This window comes from Streptomyces pallidus (ex Mingjun et al. 2026) (genome assembly GCF_051550185.1).
Taxonomy (GTDB): Bacteria; Actinomycetota; Actinomycetes; order Streptomycetales; family Streptomycetaceae; genus Streptomyces.
In genome coordinates, this window is sequence record NZ_CP196181.1 from 5,382,476 (window position 1) to 5,404,949 (window position 22,474).

The 22,474-nt window shown below is 73.1% G+C and carries 18 protein-coding genes; 5 read left to right on the forward strand and 13 right to left on the reverse strand.

The window, feature by feature from the left end:
* Positions 1-13: 13 nt before the first annotated feature.
* The 3 genes from ACSHWO_RS23850 to panB all read right to left on the reverse strand — a co-directional run bounded on the left by ACSHWO_RS23850 (position 14) and on the right by panB (position 2,883).
* Positions 14-865 carry an ABC transporter permease gene (locus ACSHWO_RS23850; protein WP_438314708.1) on the reverse strand — a complete coding sequence of 284 codons (852 nt, stop codon included), beginning with the start codon at positions 863-865 and terminating at the stop codon, positions 14-16.
* Positions 862-1,881: an ATP-binding cassette domain-containing protein gene (locus tag ACSHWO_RS23855; protein WP_361096838.1), complete on the reverse strand. Its 1,020-nt coding sequence runs from the start codon at positions 1,879-1,881 to the stop codon at positions 862-864. Before ACSHWO_RS23855 ends, ACSHWO_RS23850 begins: the two co-directional genes overlap by 4 nt.
* Positions 1,882-2,022: 141 nt before the next feature.
* Complete coding sequence (gene panB, locus ACSHWO_RS23860; RefSeq protein ID WP_361096841.1) at positions 2,023-2,883, reverse strand: 3-methyl-2-oxobutanoate hydroxymethyltransferase; 861 nt, start codon at positions 2,881-2,883, stop codon at positions 2,023-2,025.
* A 315-nt stretch (positions 2,884-3,198) separates the two neighbouring features.
* Between panB and ACSHWO_RS23865 the strand changes: the two genes are divergently transcribed.
* Entirely contained in the window at positions 3,199-4,227 is a 1,029-nt protein-coding gene (locus ACSHWO_RS23865) for an endonuclease/exonuclease/phosphatase family protein (RefSeq protein ID WP_361096844.1), read from the forward strand.
* Between the two features lie 65 nt (positions 4,228-4,292).
* Here the strand turns inward: ACSHWO_RS23865 and ACSHWO_RS23870 are convergent, their stop codons facing one another.
* From ACSHWO_RS23870 to ACSHWO_RS23880, 3 genes are all read right to left on the reverse strand, one after another.
* Complete coding sequence (locus tag ACSHWO_RS23870; RefSeq protein ID WP_385849298.1) at positions 4,293-6,047, reverse strand: NAD+ synthase; 1,755 nt, start codon at positions 6,045-6,047, stop codon at positions 4,293-4,295.
* Positions 6,048-6,144: 97 nt separating this feature from the next.
* On the reverse strand, positions 6,145-7,464 hold the full coding sequence (locus tag ACSHWO_RS23875; RefSeq protein ID WP_438314713.1) for a hypothetical protein: 1,320 nt from the start codon (positions 7,462-7,464) through the stop codon (positions 6,145-6,147).
* 143 nt (positions 7,465-7,607) lie between these two features.
* Positions 7,608-8,483 carry a GyrI-like domain-containing protein gene (locus ACSHWO_RS23880; RefSeq protein ID WP_438314716.1) on the reverse strand — a complete coding sequence of 292 codons (876 nt, stop codon included), beginning with the start codon at positions 8,481-8,483 and terminating at the stop codon, positions 7,608-7,610.
* 560 nt (positions 8,484-9,043) lie between these two features.
* Between ACSHWO_RS23880 and ACSHWO_RS23885 the strand changes: the two genes are divergently transcribed.
* Together ACSHWO_RS23885 and ACSHWO_RS23890 are read left to right on the forward strand one after the other, a co-directional pair.
* Complete coding sequence (locus ACSHWO_RS23885; RefSeq protein ID WP_385849295.1) at positions 9,044-9,658, forward strand: DUF998 domain-containing protein; 615 nt, start codon at positions 9,044-9,046, stop codon at positions 9,656-9,658.
* Positions 9,655-10,581 (forward strand): alpha/beta fold hydrolase, encoded by a 927-nt coding sequence (locus tag ACSHWO_RS23890; protein WP_385849294.1) that lies wholly within the window; start codon positions 9,655-9,657, stop codon positions 10,579-10,581. The genes ACSHWO_RS23885 and ACSHWO_RS23890 overlap by 4 nt, the downstream gene beginning before the upstream one ends.
* On the opposite strand, the gene ACSHWO_RS23895 is transcribed toward ACSHWO_RS23890, so the two are convergent.
* The 4 genes from ACSHWO_RS23895 to ACSHWO_RS23910 form a co-directional block, all read right to left on the reverse strand.
* Positions 10,566-10,985 carry a CBS domain-containing protein gene (locus ACSHWO_RS23895; RefSeq protein ID WP_361096856.1) on the reverse strand — a complete coding sequence of 140 codons (420 nt, stop codon included), beginning with the start codon at positions 10,983-10,985 and terminating at the stop codon, positions 10,566-10,568. The genes ACSHWO_RS23890 and ACSHWO_RS23895 overlap by 16 nt on opposite strands.
* Positions 10,986-11,116: 131 nt before the next feature.
* The gene (locus ACSHWO_RS23900) at positions 11,117-11,842 is read right to left on the reverse strand and encodes a DUF305 domain-containing protein (protein WP_385849293.1); all 726 of its coding nucleotides are present in this window, start codon (positions 11,840-11,842) and stop codon (positions 11,117-11,119) included.
* Complete coding sequence (locus ACSHWO_RS23905; protein WP_404243520.1) at positions 11,839-12,504, reverse strand: DUF3105 domain-containing protein; 666 nt, start codon at positions 12,502-12,504, stop codon at positions 11,839-11,841. The genes ACSHWO_RS23900 and ACSHWO_RS23905 overlap by 4 nt, the downstream gene beginning before the upstream one ends.
* A gap of 75 nt (positions 12,505-12,579) precedes the next feature.
* A complete protein-coding gene (locus ACSHWO_RS23910; RefSeq protein ID WP_438314721.1) occupies positions 12,580-12,996 on the reverse strand; it encodes a hypothetical protein in 417 nt (138 codons plus the stop codon).
* 171 nt (positions 12,997-13,167) lie between these two features.
* On the opposite strand from ACSHWO_RS23910, the gene ACSHWO_RS23915 reads away from it, so the two are divergent.
* Entirely contained in the window at positions 13,168-14,529 is a 1,362-nt protein-coding gene (locus ACSHWO_RS23915) for a glutamine synthetase family protein (RefSeq protein WP_179177751.1), read from the forward strand.
* A 213-nt stretch (positions 14,530-14,742) separates the two neighbouring features.
* Here ACSHWO_RS23915 and ACSHWO_RS23920 read toward each other — a convergent pair whose 3' ends face one another.
* Positions 14,743-15,864: an IS630 family transposase gene (locus tag ACSHWO_RS23920; protein ID WP_438310239.1), complete on the reverse strand. Its 1,122-nt coding sequence runs from the start codon at positions 15,862-15,864 to the stop codon at positions 14,743-14,745.
* Between the two features lie 155 nt (positions 15,865-16,019).
* On the opposite strand from ACSHWO_RS23920, the gene ACSHWO_RS23925 reads away from it, so the two are divergent.
* Positions 16,020-16,532 carry a F0F1 ATP synthase subunit B family protein gene (locus ACSHWO_RS23925; protein ID WP_438314724.1) on the forward strand — a complete coding sequence of 171 codons (513 nt, stop codon included), beginning with the start codon at positions 16,020-16,022 and terminating at the stop codon, positions 16,530-16,532.
* A 136-nt stretch (positions 16,533-16,668) separates the two neighbouring features.
* Here the strand turns inward: ACSHWO_RS23925 and ACSHWO_RS23930 are convergent, their stop codons facing one another.
* Positions 16,669-18,822: a PIG-L family deacetylase gene (locus ACSHWO_RS23930; RefSeq protein WP_438314727.1), complete on the reverse strand. Its 2,154-nt coding sequence runs from the start codon at positions 18,820-18,822 to the stop codon at positions 16,669-16,671.
* 153 nt (positions 18,823-18,975) lie between these two features.
* Positions 18,976-22,206 (reverse strand): PIG-L family deacetylase, encoded by a 3,231-nt coding sequence (locus ACSHWO_RS23935; protein WP_438314730.1) that lies wholly within the window; start codon positions 22,204-22,206, stop codon positions 18,976-18,978.
* Between the last annotated feature and the right edge of the window lie 268 nt (positions 22,207-22,474).

Here is a 22,474-nt window from a genome sequence, read left to right on the forward strand (position 1 = left end):
CCGTCCGCCCGGATCAGGTCTTGTCGCGGAACTTGCGGACCGCGAGCGGCATCGTGACCACCGTGATGGCCAGCGACCAGCCGAGGACCATCCACACCGAGTGGGCGACGGGACCGCCGTTGATCAGGCCGCGTGCCGCGTCGGCCAGGTTGGACAACGGGTTCCAGTCGGTGAAGGCCTGGAGCCAGTCCGGCATCGTCGACGTCGGGGCGAAGACGGAGCTGCCGAACTCGAGCGGCATGAGCACCAGCATCGCGATGCCCTGGACGGCCTGCGCGGTCGGCAGGGCGAGCCCGAGCAGCATGAAGATCCACATCAGCGAGGCGCCGAAGACGGCGGACAGGCCGATGGCCATAAGGAGGTGCAGCACCGAGGTCTTGATGGACAGGCCCAGCAGGAAGCCAACGGCGAGCAGGATCGCGATGGCGACCATCATGCGACCGAGCTCGACGATGATCTTCGCGAGGAGTACGGACGACCGGGCGATCGGCATGGACCGGAAGCGGTCCATCACGCCCTTCTTGAAGTCGTCGTTGACGCCGCTGCCGACCCCCATGGCGATGTTCATGCCCATCATCGCCATCAGGCCGGGCACCACGTAGTTGACGTACAGGTCCTGGTTGCCCTTGCCGGAGATCGCGCCGCCGAAGACGAACACGAACAGCAGCGTGAAGATGATCGGCATGAGGAGCACGTCGAACATCGACTCGGGGTCGGCCTTGATCTGCAGGACGTTGCGGCGCGACAGCGCGCCGATGTGCCGCAGGTTGGCCCGCAGGCCGATCCGGCCCTCGCCGGCCGGCACCGCGGCGGCGGCCGGCGCGGGCGCCGTGGCGGCGGCCTTCTTCGTGGTGACGGTGCTCATGCCGCGACCTCCTCGGTCCGCTGGGGCAGGTCGTGGTCGAGGGTGGGCTTGTGGCCCGTGATGGCGAGGAACACCTCGTCCAGGCTGGGCAGGTACGTGCCGAGGTCCGCGATGGCGTACCCGCGGGCGGCCAGCAGGCCGACCACGGCCGTCAGCTGGTCGTCGCTCAGGATCGGCACCAGCAGCACGCCCTCGTCCGGTACGGCCTGCGAGCCGGCGACCCCGTCGAGCCCGGCCTCGGCCAGCGCGCGGGCCATGCCCGGCAGGTCGGAGGCGGACACGGGGCGGACCCGCAGCGTCCGCCCGCCGACGCGGGCCTTCAGCTCGTCGACCTCGCCCTTGGCGATGACCCGGCCCTTGTCGATGACCGTCAGCTCGTGGGCGAGCTGCTCGGCCTCCTCCATGTACTGGGTGGTGAGGAGGACGGTGGCGCCCTCGGCGACCATCCGCTGGACCTCGTCCCACACCTCGTTGCGGGTACGGGGGTCCAGGCCGGTGGTCGGCTCGTCCAGGTAGAGCACGGCCGGGCGGCCGATCATGGAGGCGGCCAGGTCGAGGCGGCGCCGCATGCCGCCCGAGTAGTGGGTCGCGGCCTTCTTCGCGGCCTCGGTGAGGGAGAACCGCTCCAGCAGCTCGTCGGCGCGGGACCGGGCGTCCTTGCGGGACAGGTCCAGCAGCCGGCCGATCATGTACAGGTTCTCCCAGCCGGACAGCTTCTCGTCGACCGAGGCGTACTGGCCGGTGAGGCCTATGGTGCGGCGCAGCTGCCGCGGCTGGCGGACCACGTCGTAGCCGGCGACCACCGCCGTGCCGGCGTCCGGCACGAGGAGGGTGGACAGGCAGCGCACCAGGGTGGTCTTGCCGGCGCCGTTGGGGCCGAGGACGCCGAGCACCGTGCCCTCGCGGACGTCCAGGTCGACCCCGTCGAGGGCCTTGGTCGAGCCGAAGTGCTTGACCAGTCCCCGTACCTCCACGGCGTTCGCGCCGTTCCGGGGATTCTTGTCGTTTCGCGTCATGTCCCCATGGGACCAGCCGTCACCGACAGAGCACCGACAGCCGACCGACAGCCCGCCGACGAGCGGGTGGCCGCACCGACAACCGGCCGACGGCGGCCCGCCGGCCCGGACGGGGCCGGGCCGACGGGCACCGGGCGGGGGTCAGTGGAAGGAGTGCTGCTCCTGCGGGAACGTTCCGCCGACCACGTCCTCGGCGAACGCCTTCGCCGCGTCCGTCATGGTCGCGCGCAGGTTCGCGTACTGCTTCACGAACTTCGGCATCCTGCCGCCGGTCAGGCCCATCATGTCGGTCCACACCAGCACCTGCGCGTCGCAGTCCGCGCCCGCGCCGATGCCGACCGTCGGGATGTGCAGCGACCGGGTGACCTCGGCGGCCAGCTCGGCCGGTACGAGCTCCAGCACCACCGCGAAGGCCCCCGCGTCCTGCGCCGCCTTCGCGTCGCGGAGCAACTGGTGCGCCGCCTCGTCGCCGCGGCCCTGGACCCGGTAGCCCATGGCGTTGACGGACTGCGGGGTCAGGCCCAGGTGGGACATGACGGGGATGCCGGACTGCACGATCAGCTCGGTCTGGCGCAGCGAACGCTCGCCGCCCTCCAGCTTCACGGCGCCGACGCCGGCCTCCTTGACGAGCCGGGTGGCACTGCGCAGCGCCTGGACGGCGCCTTCCTGGTAGGAGCCGAACGGCAGGTCACCGACGACCATCGCGCGCCGGGTGCCGCGCACCACGGCCGCGGACAGCAGCGTCATCTCGTCCATGGTCACCGGCACGGTGTTCTCGTAGCCGAGGTGACAGTTGCCCATCGAGTCGCCGACGAGCACGACCGGGATGCCGGCCTCGTCGAAGACGGACGCGGTCATCGCGTCGTAGGCGGTGAGCATGGGCCACTTCTCGCCGCGCTCCTTGGCGAGCGTCAGGTCGCGGACGGTGATCCGTCGGGTGCCCGTGCCTCCGTACAGGGTGGGGGAGGCGGCTTCGCGGGCAGGCGAAACGGCATGCGTCATTGCAACTGCTCCTTGATGTCATCTCGAGGCGCCCTCACGGCGTCCCCGGACTCACCCCCATGGTGGCACCTGCCCGGCCGGCCGCGAAAGTGGAGGGGGCGACCGTCCGGTCACACTTCGCGGCGGCTCCGCGCCGGTTCCGGGAATCCTCTGGTTCCTGACCGAATGTGCGCGTTTCGTGACAACCGGAACCTGGGCCGTATGGCCGTTCGTCCTCCCGGACGTACGGCCGGAACAACGGCACGGAAGGCTGCGTCCATCGCCTAGGGTCATGGTGGGGGGACGGAGCGCGAGCACGGCAGCGAGGGCAGTGGCATGGCACAGGCGTACATGACGGAGACGGGGCACGGCGGCTCGGAGCCCGAGCCCCGCGGATCCCGGCTCCGGCACCGCCTGGCCGGGCTGCGGCACGACCCGGGGATCTGGCGGCGGGGGGTCGTGATCGCGGCGGTCGCCCTGCTGCTCGCACTCGTCATGATCTTCCACGCCGAGCTGCCCAACAGCGTGGGCAACCTGGGCAGCCTCACCGAGACGTTCCTGCCCTGGCTGGGGCTGTTCGTCCCGGCCCTGCTCGTCGCCGCGGTGGTCCGCAGGTCCGCGACCGCGCTGGTCGCGATACTGCTGACGGCCGTCGTGTGGGCGAACCTCTTCGGCGGCCTGGTCACCGACAAGTCGGGCTCCGGCGGCAACCTGGTGGTCGCCGCCCACAACGTCGACGCCGACAACCCCGACCCGCGCGGCACCGCCCGGTCGGTGGCCGGCGCCGGGGCCGACGTCCTGGCCCTGACCGAGCTCAAGGGCAGCGCCGTCCCCGTCTACGAGCAGGCGCTGGCGGCCACGTACAAGTACCACGCCGTGGAGGGGACCGTCGGCGTGTGGAGCAAGTACCCGCTGGGCTCCAGCCGGCCCGTCGACATCAGGCTGGGCTGGACCCGGGCCATGCGCACCACCGTCGACACCCCGCAGGGGCAGGTCGCCGTGTTCGTGGCCCACCTGCCGTCCGTCCGGGTGAAGCTGAACGCCGGCTTCACCGCCAACCAGCGCGACAAGAGCGCGGACGCGCTGGGCGGCGCGCTCGCCGCCGAGCCGCTGCGGAAGGTCATCCTGCTCGGCGACCTCAACGGCACGATGAACGACCGCTCCCTGTCCGAGGTCACCTCGCAGATGCGCTCCACCCAGGGCGCGGCGGGCGACGGCTTCGGCTTCAGCTGGCCGGCGGCGTTCCCGATGGCCCGGATCGACCAGATCATGGTCCGCGGGATGAAGCCGGAGGCCTCCTGGACCCTGCCGCAGACCGGCAGCGACCACCTGCCGGTCGCGGCCCGGGTGACCGTGACCAAGTAGCCGCTGCCGCCCCCGCTGCCGCCCCGCCGGGGCACGGGTGCCGGGTGCCCGCGCCCCGGCCGCGCTCAGCCGCGCTCGCGCCAGCCGTTCGTGATGGGCAGCCGGCGGTCCTTGCCGAAGCCCTTCGCGGAGATCTTCGTGCCGGGCGGGTACTGGCGGCGCTTGTACTCGGCGGTGTCCACCATCCGCAGGGTCCTGGCGACGAGCTCCCGGTCGAAGCCGGCGGCGACGATGGCCTCGATGCCCTGGTCGCGGTCCACGTACAGCGCCAGGATCGCGTCCAGCACCGGGTAGTCCGGCAGCGAGTCCGTGTCCACCTGGCCCGGCCGCAGTTCGGCGCTGGGCGGCTTCGCGATGGAGTTCTCCGGGATGGGCGGGGTCTCCCCGCGCTCGGCCGCGGCCCGGTTGCGGTAGCGGGCGAGCCGGAAGACGTCCGTCTTGTACACGTCCTTGATCGGGCCGTACGCGCCGACCGAGTCGCCGTACAGGGTGGAGTAGCCGACGGCGAGCTCCGACTTGTTGCCCGGGGCCAGGACGATGTGGCCCTCCTGGTTGGACACCGCCATCAGCATCGTGCCGCGCAGCCGGGACTGCAGGTTCTCCTCGGCCAGGCCGCTCAGCCCCAGCGCCCCCATGTACGCGTCGAACATGGGCTCGATCGGGACGGTGCGGAAGTTCAGGCCGGTGCGGCGGGCCAGTTCGGCGGCATCGCCCTTGGAGTGCTCCGAGGAGTACTTCGAGGGCATCGAGATGCCGTACACGTTCTGCGCGCCGACCGCGTCGCAGGCGATGGCGGCGACGAGCGCCGAGTCGATGCCGCCGGAGAGCCCGATCAGGACGGAGCGGAACCCGTTCTTCCTGACGTACGCGCGCAGGCCCACGACCAGCGCGTCGTACACCTCCTCGTCGTCGTCGAGGCGGTCGGCGTAACCACCGGGGACGGCCGGCTCGTACGGCTCGACCGGCTCCTCGGACAGGACCACGCGGTCGATCCGCAGCCCGTCGTCGACGGTGCCCTCCGGGGCTTCGGCCAGTGCCGCGGGCAGGTCGAGGTCGACGAGGACGCAGCCCTCGGAGAACTGCGGGGCACGGGCGATGACCCGGCCGTCGGCGCCGACGACGATGGAGTCGCCGTCGAAGACGAGTTCGTCCTGGCCGCCGATCATCGCGAGGTAGGCCAGCGTGCAGCCCGCCTCCTGGGCCCGCTTCTGCACCAGCTCCAGGCGGACGTCGTCCTTCTCGCGCTCGTACGGGGAGGCGTTCACGGAGATCAGCAGGCCGGCCCCGGCGGAGCGGGTGGCGGGCACCCGGCCGCCGTCCTGCCACAGGTCCTCGCAGATGGCCAGGGCCACGTCGACGCCGCGGACGCGGATCACGGGCTGGGTGTCGCCGGGCACGAAGTAGCGGAACTCGTCGAACACGCCGTAGTTGGGAAGGTGGTGCTTGGCGAAGCGGAGCACCACCTCGCCGCGGTGCAGGACGGCGGCGGCGTTCTCCGGGGACCCGGCCGGCCGGCCCAGGCGCGGGGCGGCCCGCTCGGAGCGGTCGAGGTAGCCGACGATGACCGGCAGCTCTCCCAGGCCCTCGGCCGCCAGCCGTTCGGCGAGTCCGCTCAGGGCGGCGCGGGAGGCCTCGACGAAGGAGGAACGCAGGGCGAGGTCCTCGACGGGGTACCCGGTCAGCATCATCTCGGGGAACGCCGCGAGGTGGGCGCCCTGCTCGGAGGCGTGCCGGGTCCAGTGGACGACGGAGTCGGCGTTGGCGGAGACGTTGCCGACGTGCGAGTCGATCTGATTCAGCGCGAGGCGTAGTTGAGGCACGGGGCCCAGTCTAATCGTCTTTCTGACGCGATGTCCTGGAAGCCCCGTGCCCCAAGGGATCCGGCGGCCTCCCGGCCGCCCCTCGGTTGCTGTCGGATCAGCCGATCGGGCCGGCGAACTTCGCGCTGGGCATCAGGATGCCGGGGGAGATCGAGGCGTTCAGGCTGGTGGTGCCCTCGGGCACCTCGTAGGTGATGATCCCGCTGGCGGACTGGCCGGGCAGGATGTCGCCGCGGATGAACTTGGGCATGTCGCCGCCGTCGAAGGCGAGCTTCGCGGTCATGCCCTTGTCGTCGCGGACCTCGGGCACGGCGTGGATGACGTTGTGGTTCTCGGCCGTGCCGTTGGTGATGGTCAGCGTGATCTGCACCGCGTTGCCGACGGTGGAGTACCTGTTCTTCGACACGTACTCCTTCGGCGCGGACAGGCTGACCTTGATGCCGTTCGGGTACGTGTACGTCTCGCCGAACGGCAGCGGCGTGGTCATGCCGGGGCCCGCGGGCGGTGCGGAGCGCGACGGCTTCGGCAGGGGGGGCGTGGGGCGCGCGGACGGGTTCGGCGGCCAGGGCTCCTCGGCGCCCGGGCCGAGTTCGGGGTCTTCGAAGTGGATCTCGGCGGCCTCGTCGGCGAGGCGGTCGATCACGGTCTGGGTGAAGAAGTAGCCGCTGATGGAGGCGGCGATGCCGAGCGCGCCGAGGACCGTGCCGACGACGGACATGGCCTTGCGGCCCGCTCCGGTGGAGGCGCGGGTGATGGCGCCGATGCCGAGGCCGACCGCGGTCACGCCGAGGACGGCGCCGAGCCAGAAGGCGAACGGGATCGGGCCGAGGGGTAGCGATATCAGGCCGACGACGAGGGCGGCGACGGCCAGGCCGTTGGTGACGGGCGCGGGCTGGAGCCCCCAGGAGCCGCCGGCCCCGGGCGCACCCCACGGCCCGGGCGCCTGCGGCGGTACGGGCCCGCCGTAGCCGGGGGCGGGGGAGGGCGCGGCGAAGCCGTGGTGGGCGGCGGGGGCCGGAGCCGGAGCCGGGGCGGGGGCAGGGGCGGGGGCGGTGGCGGATCCCGGAGCCGGGGTGGCCCACGGGTCGGCCTTCGCCGCGGCGGCGGCCGGTGCGGGCGCGGCGGGCTCGGCGGGGGCGGGGGCGGCGGCAGGGGCAGGCGTCGCGGCCGGGGCCGGGGCCGGGTTCGGCGCCGGGGCCGGGGTCTTCGTGAGGGAGAGCGGGGGCGCTGCTTCGGCCGGCTCCGACAGGTCGGGCGTCGACGTCGGCGTCGGCGCGGTTCCGGCAGGGGCGTCCGCGGGTTCGTCCGGCGTCGGGGTCGCCTCCGGCCGGGGTGCGGGCGTGCCTTCGGGCTCCGTGGACGGGCCGGGCGGGCCGGCAGGGTCGGACGGGCCGGGCGGGTTCGGAGGCGTGCTCATGCGGCGGGAACGTCCTCGTTCGATCGAAGCAGGCGGTCTGATGATCGGAAAGACTGCCACGGTGCTTCGTGCGTGGCCAAAAGCTTTCGGTCCTGCCCTCCGAGGGTCGCGGAGGGCAGGACCGGTCGCCCCGTGGCCCCCCGTCAGGCCGAGGTGCGCTCCACGGGGATCCACAGCTCGGTCGTCACGTCCGCTCCGTCCACCGAGCGCGGGGTGCGCAGGATCTCCGGCCCGGGCCGGAGCGCGTACGGGTTGGACGGGAACCACTGCGCGTAGACGTCCCGCCACAGGGACTGCAGGGCCTGCGGGAAGGGGCCGGTGTTCGCGAAGACGGCCCAGGCGCCGGCCGGGACGACCCGGACGTCGAGGTCCGCCGGGATCTCGGCGGCCCCCGCGCCGGTGACCACCGCGAGGTGGTAGTCGAGCTCGACGCCCTCCTCCCGGCTGTCGCCCAGGTGTTCGGTCACCGAGACGATGCCGGCCGGCTCCTGGTCGGACAGCCCGGTGATCCGCTCGGCCAGCTCCGGCCCGACCGCCTCGACGAACGAGACGATGGCCGGGTTCACCCCCTCGTGGACGAGCGGCACCCGCGCCTTTCGGCCGACGATCCGGAACTCCGCCTTCTCCACGATCCGGTACTGCATGGTCGTACTCCCTTCGACGACGAGGCGGAAGGACATCCGGGGCTGCGCGCGCAGGACCGCACCGGTGCGCCGCGCCTCGCCCGGGCCGATGCCGTGCACCGCGCGGAACGCCCGGCCGAAGGCCTCGGCGGACGTGTACCCGTGGCGTACGGCGATGTCGAGCAGGGTGCGCTCGCCGGCCAGCACCTCGGCGCCCGCGACGGTGAGCCGCCTGCGCCGGACGTACTCCGACAGCGGGATCCCCGCCAGTGCGGAGAACAGCCGCCGGAAGTGGTACTCCGACGTCATGGCGATCCGCGCCAGTTCGGCCGCGTCCACGTCGCCGTGGAGGTGGTCCTCGATGTGGTCCATGGCCCGGTTCAACTGCTCCAGCATCCCGGCCTCCTTCCTCTGTGCGGTCCCCACCGTAGGAACGGTTCGCGGTGCCGGACCCGACATCCCGTGCCCGCTTCGGTCGGGTCCGGCGGCGCGCGTGGGGGGAGGGGTGTGGCCCGACGCACTCGGGGGGCGAGGCAACGCGAGCGGCCGGGGGTACGTCCTCCAAGGCGTGGGACCGACTCGGACGGCCGGGACGCCGCCGGGCGGCTCGCGGGGCTGTGCGCGGAAACGGGGCGCGCCCATCCCCGGAACCCTACCCCGGGTGGGTATCCGAACGAGAGGCCGGTACGGCCGTGTTAAGGATGATGGGGAACATGACCACGAAAGCCGCAAGGATAGGGAAATCGGGGCGAAGCGGAACGGCGAAACGCGAGGGCCGCACGGGCTCCCACGGCCCAGGGGAGGTCGGGGTCGGGGGCCCCCGCGGCACCGGGGGCACCGAGGACGCCGGGACCTCCGGGGGACGCGGGGGACGCGGGAGGTTCGGGAGGTCCAGGGGGCCGCAGGCCATCGCCGTTCTGATCGGACTGGCCGCCACCGCCTACACGGCCTGGGTCATGGAGGTCGTCCTCTCCACCGGCCTGAACCCCATCGAGACGTACGTCAGCGAGCTCGCCGCCCAGGACCAGCCGCTCGGCGGGCTCTTCCGGGCCACCGACTTCACCGCCGGCCTGCTCGCCTTCACCGGCGGCCTGCTGGCCCTGGTCCGGCTCCGGTGGCACGCGGACTGCCGCCGCGCCTGGGCCGTCCTCGGCTGGGCCGGGGTCACCCTCTTCGGTGCGGCCACCGCCGCCGACGCCTGGCTGCCGCTGAGCTGCACCCCCACCGTGGACCCGGAGTGCGCCGCGCTGGAGACCGCAGGGCTGGTTCCGGCGACCCATCAGGCCCATGCCGTCAGCAGCAGCCTCGCCATGACCGGCGCCCTCGTCGGGATCGTCGCCCTCACCGTCGCCGCCCGCCGCTACGGCCGTTTCGCGCCGCTCGCCGAGTACGGGCCCACCCTGGTCGTCCTGGAGCTCATCGCCACCGCCTGGACCCTGACCGCCATCGCCCTGTTCACCGCCGGGCGCGGCACCTGGGCGCTCGGGGCCGGGCAGCGCATGCAGGTGCTGCTCGTGGCGCTCTGGCTCGGGCTGCTGGCCTACTCCGTGCACCGGGAGCGCCGTACGTGACGGCCACGGGCGTCCCGCCGCGCTTCGTCCGGTCGGCGGACGGGGTCCCGCTCCACGTGGTGGTGGAGGGGGTCCCCCTGCACGCCGTCGCCGAGGGCAGCGGGCCGCCCGTGGTGCTGAGCGCCGGGCTGGCCATGGCCTGGTTCGACTGGGACCCGGTCGCGGCGCTGCTCGTCGCCGCCGGCCGGACCGTGATCCGGTTCGACCGGCCCGGGCACGGCCTGAGCGGTCCCGCCGCCGCCCCGCCGACCGCCGCCGGGGAGGCCCGCCGGATCGCCGGGCTGCTGGACGCGCTGGGCGGCCCGGGCCGGGTTCCGGTCACCGTGGTCGGGCACTCCCTCGCCGCCTTCCACGCCGAGGCCTTCGCCCGCCTGTACCCGGAGCGCACCGCCGCCCTGGTCCTCGTCGACGGCAGCGTGGAGGAGCAGCCCCGTACGGTCCTGCCCGCCGGGCTGCGCACCGGTGCGGCCCGTGCGCTCGGCCGGGCCCTGACGGCCGCCGGCATCCCGGCCGCCGCGGGGCCCGCGGCCCGGCGGGCCGCCGTGCGCCTGTCCCGGACCGGTGGGGGCGACCCGGCCGCGCGGGACCTCGTACACCGCTGCTACCGCAGCGGCCGGGTGTGGCGCGGGATCCTGCTGGAGAACGCCCGCTACCCGGACATGGCCGCCGAGGTCCTCGCGCTGCGGCGGGGCCGGCCGCTGACCGCCCCCGCCACGGTCGTCGCCGGGTACGACGGTTCGGGCTCGGCCGCGGCCCTGCGCTGGCTCGACCGCCAGCGGGGTCTGGCGGCCGTCCTCGGCGCCCGCTTCGAGACCGCCGCCCCCGCCGGCCACCTGGTCATGCTGGACCGCCCGGCCGTGACGGCGCGAGCGGTCCTGAGCGCCTCCCCGGGCGCTGCGGCGCTTCCTCAGCGGCGGGCGTAGACCTTCTCGACGAATTCCGCGAGCTGGGTCTCCGGGAGGTGCTGGGCGAGGTCGGCTTCGCTGATCATGCCGACCAGGCGCTTGTTCTCGATGACGGGGAGCCGCTTGATCTGGTGGGACTCCATCTCGTCCAGGACGGCGGAGACGTCGGCGTCGGCGGCTATCCAGCGCGGGGTGCCCTCGCACAGGTCGCCGCAGGTGATCTTCGCCGGGTCGTGGCCCTTGGCCACGCACTTCACGACGATGTCGCGGTCGGTGATGATGCCGCAGAGCCGTTCGTCGGCGTCGCTGACGGGCAGCGCGCCCACGCCGAGCCGGCCCATGAGTTCGGCGGCCCGGTCCAGGGTCTCCGTGGCGGGGATCCACTGCGCTCCGGGGTGCATGATTTCTGCCGCGGTGGTCATAGGGGAAAACCTCCTGAGCATGCCGTTGCGGGGGCCGGGCGCGGTCGCGCCCGCCTCGTCGACGCCCTCGGGAGGCCGGTGGTGGGAGGGCCGGTAAGGGCGCCCTCCCACCACCGTACGGGCGTGTACCGTCACCCGCGCGGCGCAGCCCCGCGCTGTCGCAGCATGTCCGCCATCAGGGTGAGCTCCGACTGCTGGGCGTCGACCATGCCCTGGGCGAGCGCCCGCTCCGCCGGGGTCCGGCACTGCGTCGCGCAGCCCTGGGCCATGGCGACGCCGCCCTTGTGGTGGTCGGTCATCAGCTGGAGGTAGAGCACCTCCGCGTCCCGGCCCTGGGCGGCGCCGAGCGCGGCGAGCTCGTCCTTGGTCGCCATGCCGGGCATGAGCGCGCCCGGCCGGGCGGTGACGCCGCCCATGGCGTGCCCGGCGCGGCCGCTGCCGTCGGCGTGGCCGCTGCCGTGACCGTCCGCGCCCGCGCCGTCCCCGGTCGACATCCACGACATCGGCGGCTCGCCGGCCAGCACCTTCGGCAGGCCCCACAGGTCGAGCCAGCCCAGCAGCATGCCGCGCTGGTTGGCCTGGGTGTTGGCGATGTCGTAGGCGAGGCTGCGGACCGCCTCGTCCTGCGTGCGGTCGCGCACGACGAAGGACATCTCCACCGCCTGCTGGTGGTGCACCGCCATGTCCCGGGCGAAGCCCGCGTCCGGCGAGTACGGGGCCGGCGTCCGCTGCTCACGCGCCGACCCGGACCCGGAGCCGGACCCGGAGCCGCCGCTCGCGGCGGCGACCGTGGCCGCCACCGCGAACACGAGCGCGAGCAGGACCGCCGTGCCCGTGGCCCAGTACGTACGCCTCACTTGCCGGCCAGCCCGTTGGTGCAGGCCGCGCCCGGCTCGGGCGTCTGCGGGCCCTGCACGTACTTGGTGAAGAACTGCTTCACCCGCGGGTCGGACGCGCTGTCCACGGCGACCTGCTTGCCCCAGGCGCTCAGCACGATGGCACCCGACTGCTCCTTGACCGGGCTCATCAGCGAGTACGGGGTCTTCGCCACCGTCTCGGCGAGCTTGTCGACCTCGGCCTGCGGGGCCTTGTCGTTGTACGTCACCCAGACCGCGCCGTGCTCCAGCGAGTGCACGGCGTTCACCTGCGGGACCGGCTCGTGGTAGACGTCGCCGTTGCAGTTCATCCAGCGGGGGCTGTGGTCGCCGCCGACCGGCGGGTTCATCGGGTACGTCACCGGGGTCTCGACGTGGTTGCGGCCCAGCGACTTGGCCTCCCAGGTCTGCTCCTGGGCGATGGGGGCCGTACGGGCGGCTTCGAGTGCCGCGGCGTCGGCCTTCTCCTTGTTCTTCTGGTCGATCAGTACCCATGCGCCGAAGCCGACGAGGCCGGCGACGACGGCCACCGCGGCAGTGATCGCGATGGTCTTGTTGCGGCGCTCGCGGGCCTTTTCGGCCCGGCGCATCTCGGCTATGCGCGCCTGGGGGGAGTGCTGGTCGTTCCGGGTGGTGCCGGCCATGTGCCCTTGTCCTTTGCTGAGGGGGGTGGAGGTGTGGATCCGGTCGGGGGCGCGCAGTGGCAGCGCCCGGACCCGTCAGGTCCGCAACACCTGGAGGGCGTGGAGGTCGGGCGCCCGGGCGAGGGTGCCGTGCGGGCGGGCCCGCCCGGCGTCGGCGACGCGCGCGACGGGGGCCGCGACGGCCGCCGCCACCGGAACGGCGGGCGGCGGGGCGGGCAGGACGCCGGGCGTGACGTGGGAGAAGGGGGAGCAGCCCGGCAGGCCGTCGTGCGACGCGCAGACGGCGTGCGCGGGCGCGGGCGGATGCACATGACCGGCGAGGACGGCCCTGGAAGGCGCCGCTGCCCCGGCGGCGGTCACGGCGTGCGGCTCACCCGGGCGTGTGCACAGCAGCAGCGCGCCGAGCAGCACGGAGAGGGCGACCGTGATGAGGGCACGGCGGGGCAGGTGACGCCCGATGCGCCCGTGCCGCGTGTGCTCCCGTCCCCCCATGGCCGCAGATGGTAGTGCTCATGACGGGTCCAAGGTCAGTGCGGGGTGCCACGACCTTTGCGGGGTGCGTAATGTGGCGGAAACCGCGACTGGCGATACTGGGCCCGCCCCCTGTGCGCCCACCCTTGGGGGCGGTGGTGCACAAGCCGTCTGAACTGCGAGGATGAAGGCATGGACAAGCAGCAGGAATTCGTCCTCCGGACGCTGGAGGAGCGCGACATCCGCTTCGTGCGCCTGTGGTTCACCGATGTGCTGGGCTTCCTGAAGTCCGTGGCCGTCGCCCCGGCCGAGCTGGAACAGGCCTTCGACGAAGGCATCGGCTTCGACGGCTCGGCCATCGAGGGCTTCGCGCGGGTCTACGAGTCCGACATGATCGCCAAGCCGGACCCGGGGACCTTCCAGATACTGCCGTGGCGCGCCGAGGCCCCCGGCACCGCCCGCATGTTCTGCGACATCCTCATGCCGGACGGCTCCCCGTCCTTCGCCGACCCCCGCTTCGTCCTGAAGCGGATCCTGGCCAAGACCTCCGACCTGGGCTTCACCTTCTACACCCACCCGGAGATCGAGTTCTTCCTGCTGAAGGACAAGCCGCTGGACGGCTCCCGCCCCGTCCCGGCGGACAACTCCGGCTACTTCGACCACACCCCGCAGAACGTCGGCATGGACTTCCGCCGTCAGGCGATCACCATGCTCGAATCCATGGGCATCTCGGTCGAGTTCAGCCACCACGAGGGCGCCCCCGGCCAGCAGGAGATCGACCTGCGCTACGCCGACGCCCTGTCCACCGCCGACAACATCATGACCTTCCGCCTGGTCATGAAGCAGGTCGCCCTGGAGCAGGGCGTCCAGGCCACGTTCATGCCGAAGCCCTTCTCCGAATACCCGGGCTCCGGCATGCACACCCACCTCTCCCTCTTCGAGGGCGACCGCAACGCCTTCTACGAGTCCGGCGCCGAGTACCAGCTCTCGAAGGTCGGCCGGTCCTTCATCGCGGGTCTGCTGCGCCACGCGGCGGAGACCTCGGCCGTCACCAACCAGTGGGTCAACTCGTACAAGCGGATCTGGGGCGGCTCCTCCCGCACCGCCGGCTCCGGCGGCGAGGCGCCCTCCTACATCTGCTGGGGCCACAACAACCGCTCGGCGCTGATCCGCGTCCCGATGTACAAGCCGGGCAAGATGGGCTCCTCCCGCATCGAGGTCCGCTCGATCGACTCGGGCGCCAACCCGTACCTCACGTACGCCGTCCTCCTCGCCGCCGGCCTGAAGGGCATCGAGGAGGGCTACGAACTCCCGGCCGGCGCCGACGACGACGTGTGGGCGCTGTCGGACGCGGAGCGCCGCGCGATGGGCATCGAACCCCTCCCGCAGAACCTCGGCGAGGCGATCTCCCTGATGGAGAAGAGCGAACTGGTCGCCGAAACCCTCGGCGAACACGTCTTCGACTTCTTCCTCCGCAACAAGAAGCAGGAATGGGAGGAGTACCGCTCGGAGGTCACGGCCTTCGAACTCCGCAAGAACCTCCCGGTCCTCTGATCGCAGGCTGGATGTCGTTCCGGCCGCAACTCGCACTCGGGGCCGGCGACCGCGCGTCGCCGGCCCCGAGTCGTCTCACCGCGCACGGGCCGTGTGGGCCGACGGGTACGGGGAAGACAAGTGTCGAGCGCTTCCTCGTTGAAGGGCAGGGCTGACGCGTATGCAAATCCCTTGTCTAGTGCTGTGACCGGGAACGTTTGCCGGGTCGGGTGGTCAGGCTGCGGTTGGTAGTGGTCTGCCGCCCCAGCGGAGGCCTTTCTCGCTTCGGATGCGGGCGCGTTCGCGTCGTTGTGCGGCGAGGACGTCGGGGTGGCGGGCGTTCTGGTTGCGCCAGCGCAGGTAGGCGTGCAGGGACCGGGTCTGGACGGTGTGGTTCGGATGGTTGGAGTTGGCCAGGGTGAACTGCCGCAGCGGCCCGAAGTGGGCCTCGATGGGGTTCGCCCAGGACGCGTAGGTCGGCGTGAAGCACAGCTCGACCTTGTTTCGGTCCGCCCACCTGCGGATTTTCCAGTTCAGGTGGGCGGAGAGGTTGTCGAGGATCACGTAGATCGGGGCGCCGTCCGGGCGGGCGGCCCGGATCGATCGCAGGGCGGCCCAGGTGTGGTCGATGCCTTTGCGCCTGCGGTTGATGCCCCACAGTTTGTCGTCGCCGACCGAGTAGCAGCCGTGGAAGTAGGTGATGCCGTGGGTGCGGCGGAAGGTGGCCGGCAGCCGGTCGGGCCGGCCCTGCTTCTTCCAGCAGGATCCGGCGGTCGGACGGATGCCGAGGGGGCCGAACTCGTCGAAGGCGAACGTGCGGTCGGGACGCTTGTTGACCGCGTATTCGATCCGGGCCAGCTTGGCGTCGAAGGCCGGGTCCGGGGACTCCTTCCAGGTCTTCGTGCGCTGGAAGGAGATCCCCCGGCGGGCCAGCAGGCAGCGCAGGGCTTCCCGGCCGATCCGGACGGGCCGGGAGATGTTGCGCCGCAGGTGATCGGCGAGTTTGCGGACCGACCAGCGGGTGAAGGGCTTGCCCAGCGCGGTCGGGCGGGTGGTGGCCGTCTGGACGACGAAGTCCTCGTCGTCACGATTCAGCAGGCGGGGACGGCCTCCCGCCCACCGAGGGTCCAGGCATGCGAGCCCGATCTCGTTGAAGCGGTGGATCACGTCGCGGACGGTGTCCTCGTCCGCCTGGACCAGCCGCGCGATCACCGGGACCGTGCTGCCGCCAGCGGAGGCCAGCAGCATCATCGCCCGCCTGAACCGCACCGAGCTGGTGCTGCCCCGCCGAACGATGTGCTGAAGCTTCTGCCCCTCCTGCTCGGTTAGCCCGCGGACCCTGACCGGTAACGCCATCCCGCCTCCCCATGCCAGTCGAAGTCGTCACATCCGACCAGCACAACGAGCAACCCGGCAAACGTTCCCGGTCACAGCACTAGCAAGGCGTTTGCTGGCCTGAGAGGAGGCCGGTGCCCAGAGTGGGGATCGCTCTGCGCCATTATGATCAGACCATGGGACCCCTGGAACCGAACCTCGTCGAACTAGTATTCGGATCGCTCTGCTTCCTGTTGGTCTTCACCCTGATAGCAAAGGTCGTGCTGCCTCGGATCGCGAAGACTCTTGCGGAACGGGAGGCCGCCACCGACGGTACGTTGGCACTGGCCGAGGCGGCTCAACTGGAGGCGCAGCACGTCCGTGCCCGGTACGAGGCCGAGCTGGCCGCCGCCCGTCGCGAAGCCGCTCAGCTCCGCCAGGCTGCGCATGAGGAGGGGGTAGCGCTGGTTGCCGCCGTTCGTGCAGAGGGTCAGAGGGCACGCGATGAGCTGGTCGCCGCCTCCTCCGTGCAGCTGGAGGCGGACCGAGTCATTGCGGAGGCCGAGCTTCGCGAGGATGTCCTCGGGCTGGCCACCGAGCTTGCGGGTCGTATCCTCGGCGAGTCGCTTACCGACGTCGAGCGCAACCGCGCCATTGCCGACGCGTTCTTTGCCGAGGTCGACGCAGAGGCCGCTATCACGAAGCGGTGATCGGGTAGGACCTGCGCTGTCATGCCGGAGGCCCAGATCGCTGCGATCTGGGCCTGTTTGTTTGTTCCTTGTGCACCGGTGGCCCGAGCGCCGTGCGGAATCAGTGGGCGCCGGCTTCGCAGCAGGCGCCAGTGGCTCAACGGCCCTGCCCCGATATGGAAGAGGTGACCGCGCGGTGCCAGGTGGGGTGGGGGGGTTTGGGGTTGGGGGGTGGGGTGGTGGTGATGTGGAGGGCTGCGTCCAGGCCCAGGACGGCTGTCGTCGTCGCGCCCGTCTGTTCGAGGATGCCCGAGGGGGCGCCGGCGTAGAGCATCTTCGATTCCGCCCAGGCCGGGGGGCCGCCCAGGCCCGTCGTGCCGACCGTGCCCTTGTCCGCCCGGCCCGACAGGAGGCGGCCCGCCACGCCGACCGCGCCGTAGCCCGCCCGGCCGCCCACCTCCGACACGCTGGAGACGTGGGGCTTCGCCCCGGCTGCCGGGCCCGCCGTGACCAGGGCCGTACGGACCACGCCCGAGTCCGGGCGGCGGAAGTACAGGCGGATCCCCGCGCCCTCGGGGGCCACCGTGAGCGGGACCGTGGTCGCCGGCAGGCCCGTCGGGAAGGGGCCTTCCAGCGGCGCGCCCGGGGCGGGCCGGATCCAGGCCAGGACCGTCTTGCCGGTGGTGGCGTACACGTGGAGCCGCCCGGCGGCGTCGGTCGCCGTCACCGGGTCGCTCTGCAGGTCCTCGCCGCCCAGGTTCCGCCACGGGCCGAAGCTGCCGTCGGGCTGCTGCTCGCGGGCGCGCAGGGTGCGCCGGGAGTCGCGTACGTACGCGGTGAGGCGCCCGTCCGGGGACACCGAGGCCGCCGGGGTGCTGATCGCGGAGGTGCCCTCGTCGTCGGCGGTCTCGGGGGTGTCGAGGGACTGCCAGGGGCCGAACGGGCCGTCGGGCGCGGACTGGACGGCGTACACGGCCTCGCGCCGGTAGTCGGGGTGCAGGGTGGTGCGGGTGGCCAGGACCGCTATGCGGCCGTCCGGCAGGCGGGCGGTGCTGACGCCCGGGTCGATGCCGGCGCCGGGGAGCAGGTCCGGGCCGGACCACTGGCCGGGGGCGGTGCCCTGCCGGGTCCAGACGGCCAGCCGGCCGTCGAGGGTGGCGAAGGCCCAGAGCCGGCCGGGGGTGCCGGTGGTCAGCCAGGAGGCGTTGTCGCCGCGGGCGTAGCGCAGGGACTGGGCCCAGTTGCGGCCGGTGGGGCTGCCCGCGACCTTGCGGTCGCCGCAGCCGGAGGGGCTTCCGCAGTGGTTCTCGCGGTCCTGCCAGGCGTACGTCTTGAGGAACCCGATCTTCGTCTCGGCGGTCTGCGGGTCCAGGGAGTGCGGCAGGGTGCCGTTGTGGTAGCCGAGGTAGCTCTGCACGGTGAACCGCGGGCGCTCCGTGACCCGTTCGGCGTATGCGGCGGTGGCGGCCTGCACGAAGCGGGCGCCGTACATGTGGTCCTGGTGGTCGGTGTACTTGCCGGTGTCGGGGTAGCGGCCGGGGGTCGGGTCCTGCATGCGTATCGTCGTCGGCCGGTACCGGGCCAGGATCCCGGCTATCGCCTGCACCGTCTGGTCCTTGGTGTACGCGTACGGCTGCTTGACCGGGCTCGCGGAGGACAGCTGGGCGCCGAGCGCGGGTATCTTCCCGTTCCACAGGCCGCGCAGGCTGTCCGGGTTCTCGGCGGTGGGGTTGCGGGCCTCGCGCAGCTGCAGCCAGACGAGGTTGACCTCGGGCTTGGCGATGAGGACGTCGAGCTCGGCGTGGCCGCCGCCCTCGGTGGGTATCGCGGTGCGCTTCCACGCGCTGGTGCGGTCGCCGGTGACCATCTGGGCGTAGGCGGCGCGGATGCCGTTCTGCCGGGCCTCCGCGTAGTGGGCGCGGTCGGCGGGCTGATCCGGGTCCCAGGCGGAGCCGCCGCGGGCCTCGTTGCGGCCGTCGGCCTCGCCGGAGGTCAGGTAGACGGTGGTGAGCGTGGTGCCGGTGCCGGTGCCGGTGCCGCTGCCCGTTCCGGTTCCGGTTCCGGTTCCGGTGGTGGTGAGGGTGCGGCTGAGGTCCGGGTTCATGAAGAACAGGTCGTCGTCCGGGTGGGCGACGACCTGGACGATCGAGCCGCTCGTGACGCTCGCCGGCAGGGCCGTGGCCGGACCGCCCTCGCGGATCGCCTCGGCCGACGTCTGCTCCCCGGTGGCGATGGCGAGCACGCCGGTCGCGCCGACGGTGAGCACCGGGAGCAGGGCCGCGAGGAGGAAGGGGCGGCGGGCAAGGGGCATCGGCTGGCCTGGCCTTCGGGTCGTTCCGGACGGGAAAAACCGCTGAACAGTCAGAGAGAGGCCGAAACCCGCAACTTGGTTCAGCGGAATCGCGATTTCGTCCTACGAAACCGGCTTTCCGGAAGGCTCATGGGTGTTGTTCATGGTGATCCGTCATGGTTTGGCGGGGCGCGGGGCGACCGGCTGCCACGGCGTCAGGTACGCGTTCCCGCCCCCGCTCGTCCCCGCCTTCGCCTCCCCGCCGACCGAGGAGGTCACGTACAGCCGCGCGTCCAGCCCGACGACGGCCAGGCTGACCGTGTTCCTGCCGGTCAGCGTGCCGGTCTGCACCGCGGCCGGGGCGCCGACGAACATCAGCGGCGACCGCGCCCACGGCCGGCCCCGGCCCAGGTCGGAGCCCAGCTGCCCGCCGGCCGCGCGGCCCGCCAGGACGTGTCCGCTGGCCGCGACCGCGCCGAAGCCCTGGAGTCCGCCGAGGTCCGTGACGCCGCCCGCCTTCAGGCCCGTGGCGGCGGCCGCGCTGCCGCCGCCGGCCTTGTCCTCGGCGGTGACCAGGGCGGTGCGGACGTCGCCCGAGCCCGGCTTGCGGAACCAGATGCGTACGCCGCCCTCGCGCCCGTCCACCGTCAGCGGCAGCGTGGTGTCCGGCAGCCCCGTCGGCGTCGCCGGCCCCAGCGCGGCGCCCGGCTTCGGCTGCACCCAGCCGGTCACCGACCTGGTCGTCGCCGTGAACACCATGCGCCGGCCGGCGGCATCGGTCGCGGTGGCCGGGGTGCCGTGCAGGTCGGTGCCGCCGTGCTGCTCCCACGGGCCCCAGGTGCCGTCCGCGCGCTGCACGCGCCCGCGCAGGGTGCTCGCGCCGTCGCGTACGTACGCGGCGAGCCGGCCGGTGCCGTCGGCCGAGACGGCCGGGGCACTGATGTCGGAGGTCCAGGTGCCGTCGGCCGAGACGGCCGGGGCACTGATGTCGGAGGTCCAGGTGTCGTCGGCGGTCTCGGGGGTGCCGAGGGACTGCCAGTCGCCGAACTCCTCCGCCCCCGGACGCTTCTGGACCGCGTACACGACCTCGCGCCGGTAGTCCGCGGGGCGGGCACCGAAGGAGGTGCGGGTGGTGAAGACCGCGATCCGGCCGTCCTGGAGGGCGACGGCCGACACGCCCGGGTCCATGCCGGTGCCGGGGAGGAGGCGCGGGCCGGTCCAGGGGCCGAGCGGCCCGGCCCGGTGCCACACGGCGACCTGGCCGTCGAGCGCCTTGAAGGCCCACAGGCCGTGCTCCTTGTCGGAGGCCAGCCAGGACGTGCCGGAGCCGCGGGCGTAGTTGACGGACGAGGTCCAGTTGTTGCCCTCGGGGCGGTCGGCGACCTTGAGGTCGCCGCAGCCGGCGGTGCTGCCGCAGTGGTTCTGCCGGTCGACCCAGGCGTATATGCCCATGATGTCGAGCTTCTCCTTGGCCTCGTCGGCGGCCAGGTTGCCGGGCAGGGAGCCGTTGAAGTAGCCGACGTAGTTCTGCACGGCGAAGTGCGGGCGGTCGGTGGCGGGCACGTCCTTCGCGTACGCGGCGAGGGCGGCCTGCAGGAAGCGGGCGCCGTAGAAGTGGTCCTGGTGGTCGGTGTACTTCTTCGTGTCCGGGTACCGGCCGGGGGTCGGGTCCTGGGCGCGGACGGTCGTCGGCCCGTACTGCTCCAGCACGCCGGCGAGGGTCTGCACCAGCTGGTCCTTGGAGTACGAGAACCGCTGCTTGACCGGGCTGCCCGAGGCCAGCACCGACTCCAGGCGGGCCGCCTTGCCGTCCCACAGGCCGCGCAGGCTCTCGGGCACGGCGTCGTAGACGGTGCCGGCCTCGCGGAGTTGCAGCCAGACGAGGTTGACCTCGGGCCGGGCGGCGAGCACGTCGACCTCGGCGTGGCCGCCGCCCTTGGTGGGGACGGAGGTGCGCTTCCACGCGCTGGTGCGGTCGCCGGTGGCCATCTGGGCGTAGGCGGCGCGGATGCCGTTCTGTCGGGCCTCGGCGTAGGCCGGCTTGTCGGGCGGGGTGGTGGCCCGCTTGGCGGCGCCGGCGTTGATGCCGTCGGCTTCGCCGGAGGTGAGGTAGACGGTGGTGAGGCGGTGGCCGGCGGCGAGGGAGTACCGCAGGTCGGGGTTCATGAAGTACAGGTCGTCGTCGGGGTGGGCGACGACCTGGAGGACCTGGCCGCCGGCATCGGGGGCGGCGGCCGCGGTTCCGGGTCCGGTTCCGGTTCCGGTCCTGGCTCCGGGGCCGGTACCGGCCCCCGTCGAGGGGAGTGCGGGGGATCCGGCCGGGCGCTCGGACTGCGCCGCGGGCCCGTTCTTCCCGGATGCGGGCGTGGCGGCGGATATGGATGCGGGGGCGGACGCGGAGCCGGGGGCGGTGGGGAGGCCGGCCCGGACTCCGGCGAGGGCGTCGGAGCCGCGCAGGACCAACATGCCCGTGGCGGCGAGGGCCGCGAAGCCCCCGACGAGCTTGACGACCCGCCGCCCGCGGGAGCCGGGGCCGGGGCCCGATCCGGGGCTGTTCGCGGTACGGGCCCGGCGCGCGGTACGGGCCCGGCGCGCGGTGCGGCGTCCGGCGCCGGCCCCGGTTCCGTCGGGGGTGGTGCCGTCCGTACGGGCCCGGCGGCGCGCCCGGCCACCGCCGTTCGCCGTGGCTTCGACGTCGGCGTCGGCGTCGGCTCTGGCTTCGACTCGGGCTTCGGTCCTGGCCGCGCGTTTGCGGCGGGCGGCGCGGCCTCCGGCGTCCTCTGCCCGGTGGGGGCCGGCGGCCGGGTCGGGGGCGGGGCCGGTGGCCGGGTCGGGGCCGAAGCCGGCGGCCGGGTCGGTGTCGGGGGCGGTGGCTCCGCCCGTGCGGGGGTGGGGGACGAACGGAGCCCCGGTCTGCTCCTGGCGTGCCGGTTCGGCGGTGGGTATGCCGAAGCCGGCCTGTGCGTGGGGTCCTTGCCCGGGCGGCCGCGGCGACGCGTGTGCGGCGGCCTCGGAGGGCCAAGTGGCCGCGGGGGACGGTTCGGTGGCGGGGCCGCCGCTCCATCCGGGCGCGGGGGAGGGTATGCCGTGACCCGGGGACCAGGCCCCGCCCTCCCAGGCCCACGCCCACGCCTGCGCCGCCTCCGCCGGGCCGGGGTGCCCGCCGGGGTACGGCTGCCCCTGCACCGGTATGCCGGGGCCGGGCTCGGGTATGTGGCCGTGCTGGGGGCCGTGGCCTTCGTGGTCCCCGTAGCCGGTGTGGGGCTGCTCGTGGCCCGGCCCGTACCCGTGGCCCTGCGGGTGGGCCGTGACGGGGTACCAGGCGGGGCCGTGGCCCGCGGTGTTGCCGGCCTGCTCGGCGTCAGGCCGCGGTGCGGGAACCGGGCCGGGGTGTCCGTCGGGCATGTGGGTCCTCACGGCCGGTCGGTCGGCGGGCAGGCGCAGCCCCCGGCGGGGAGGGTGGGCAGCCGAAGGTGGTCAGTCTTCAGGACAGAAAGTCGGATAAAAATCTGACAATCTGAGAATCGGCGTCAGGATATGCAACGTTGCGCCACAACCCGAGCACCCGCCCGCTCCCCGGTGAGTCGAACGCCTGCTCCGGATAGGCTCCCTCCAAGGCCCGCGAGGGCCGATGCGGTGAGCGACGTACGGACGCGGGACGCGGGAGGCGACC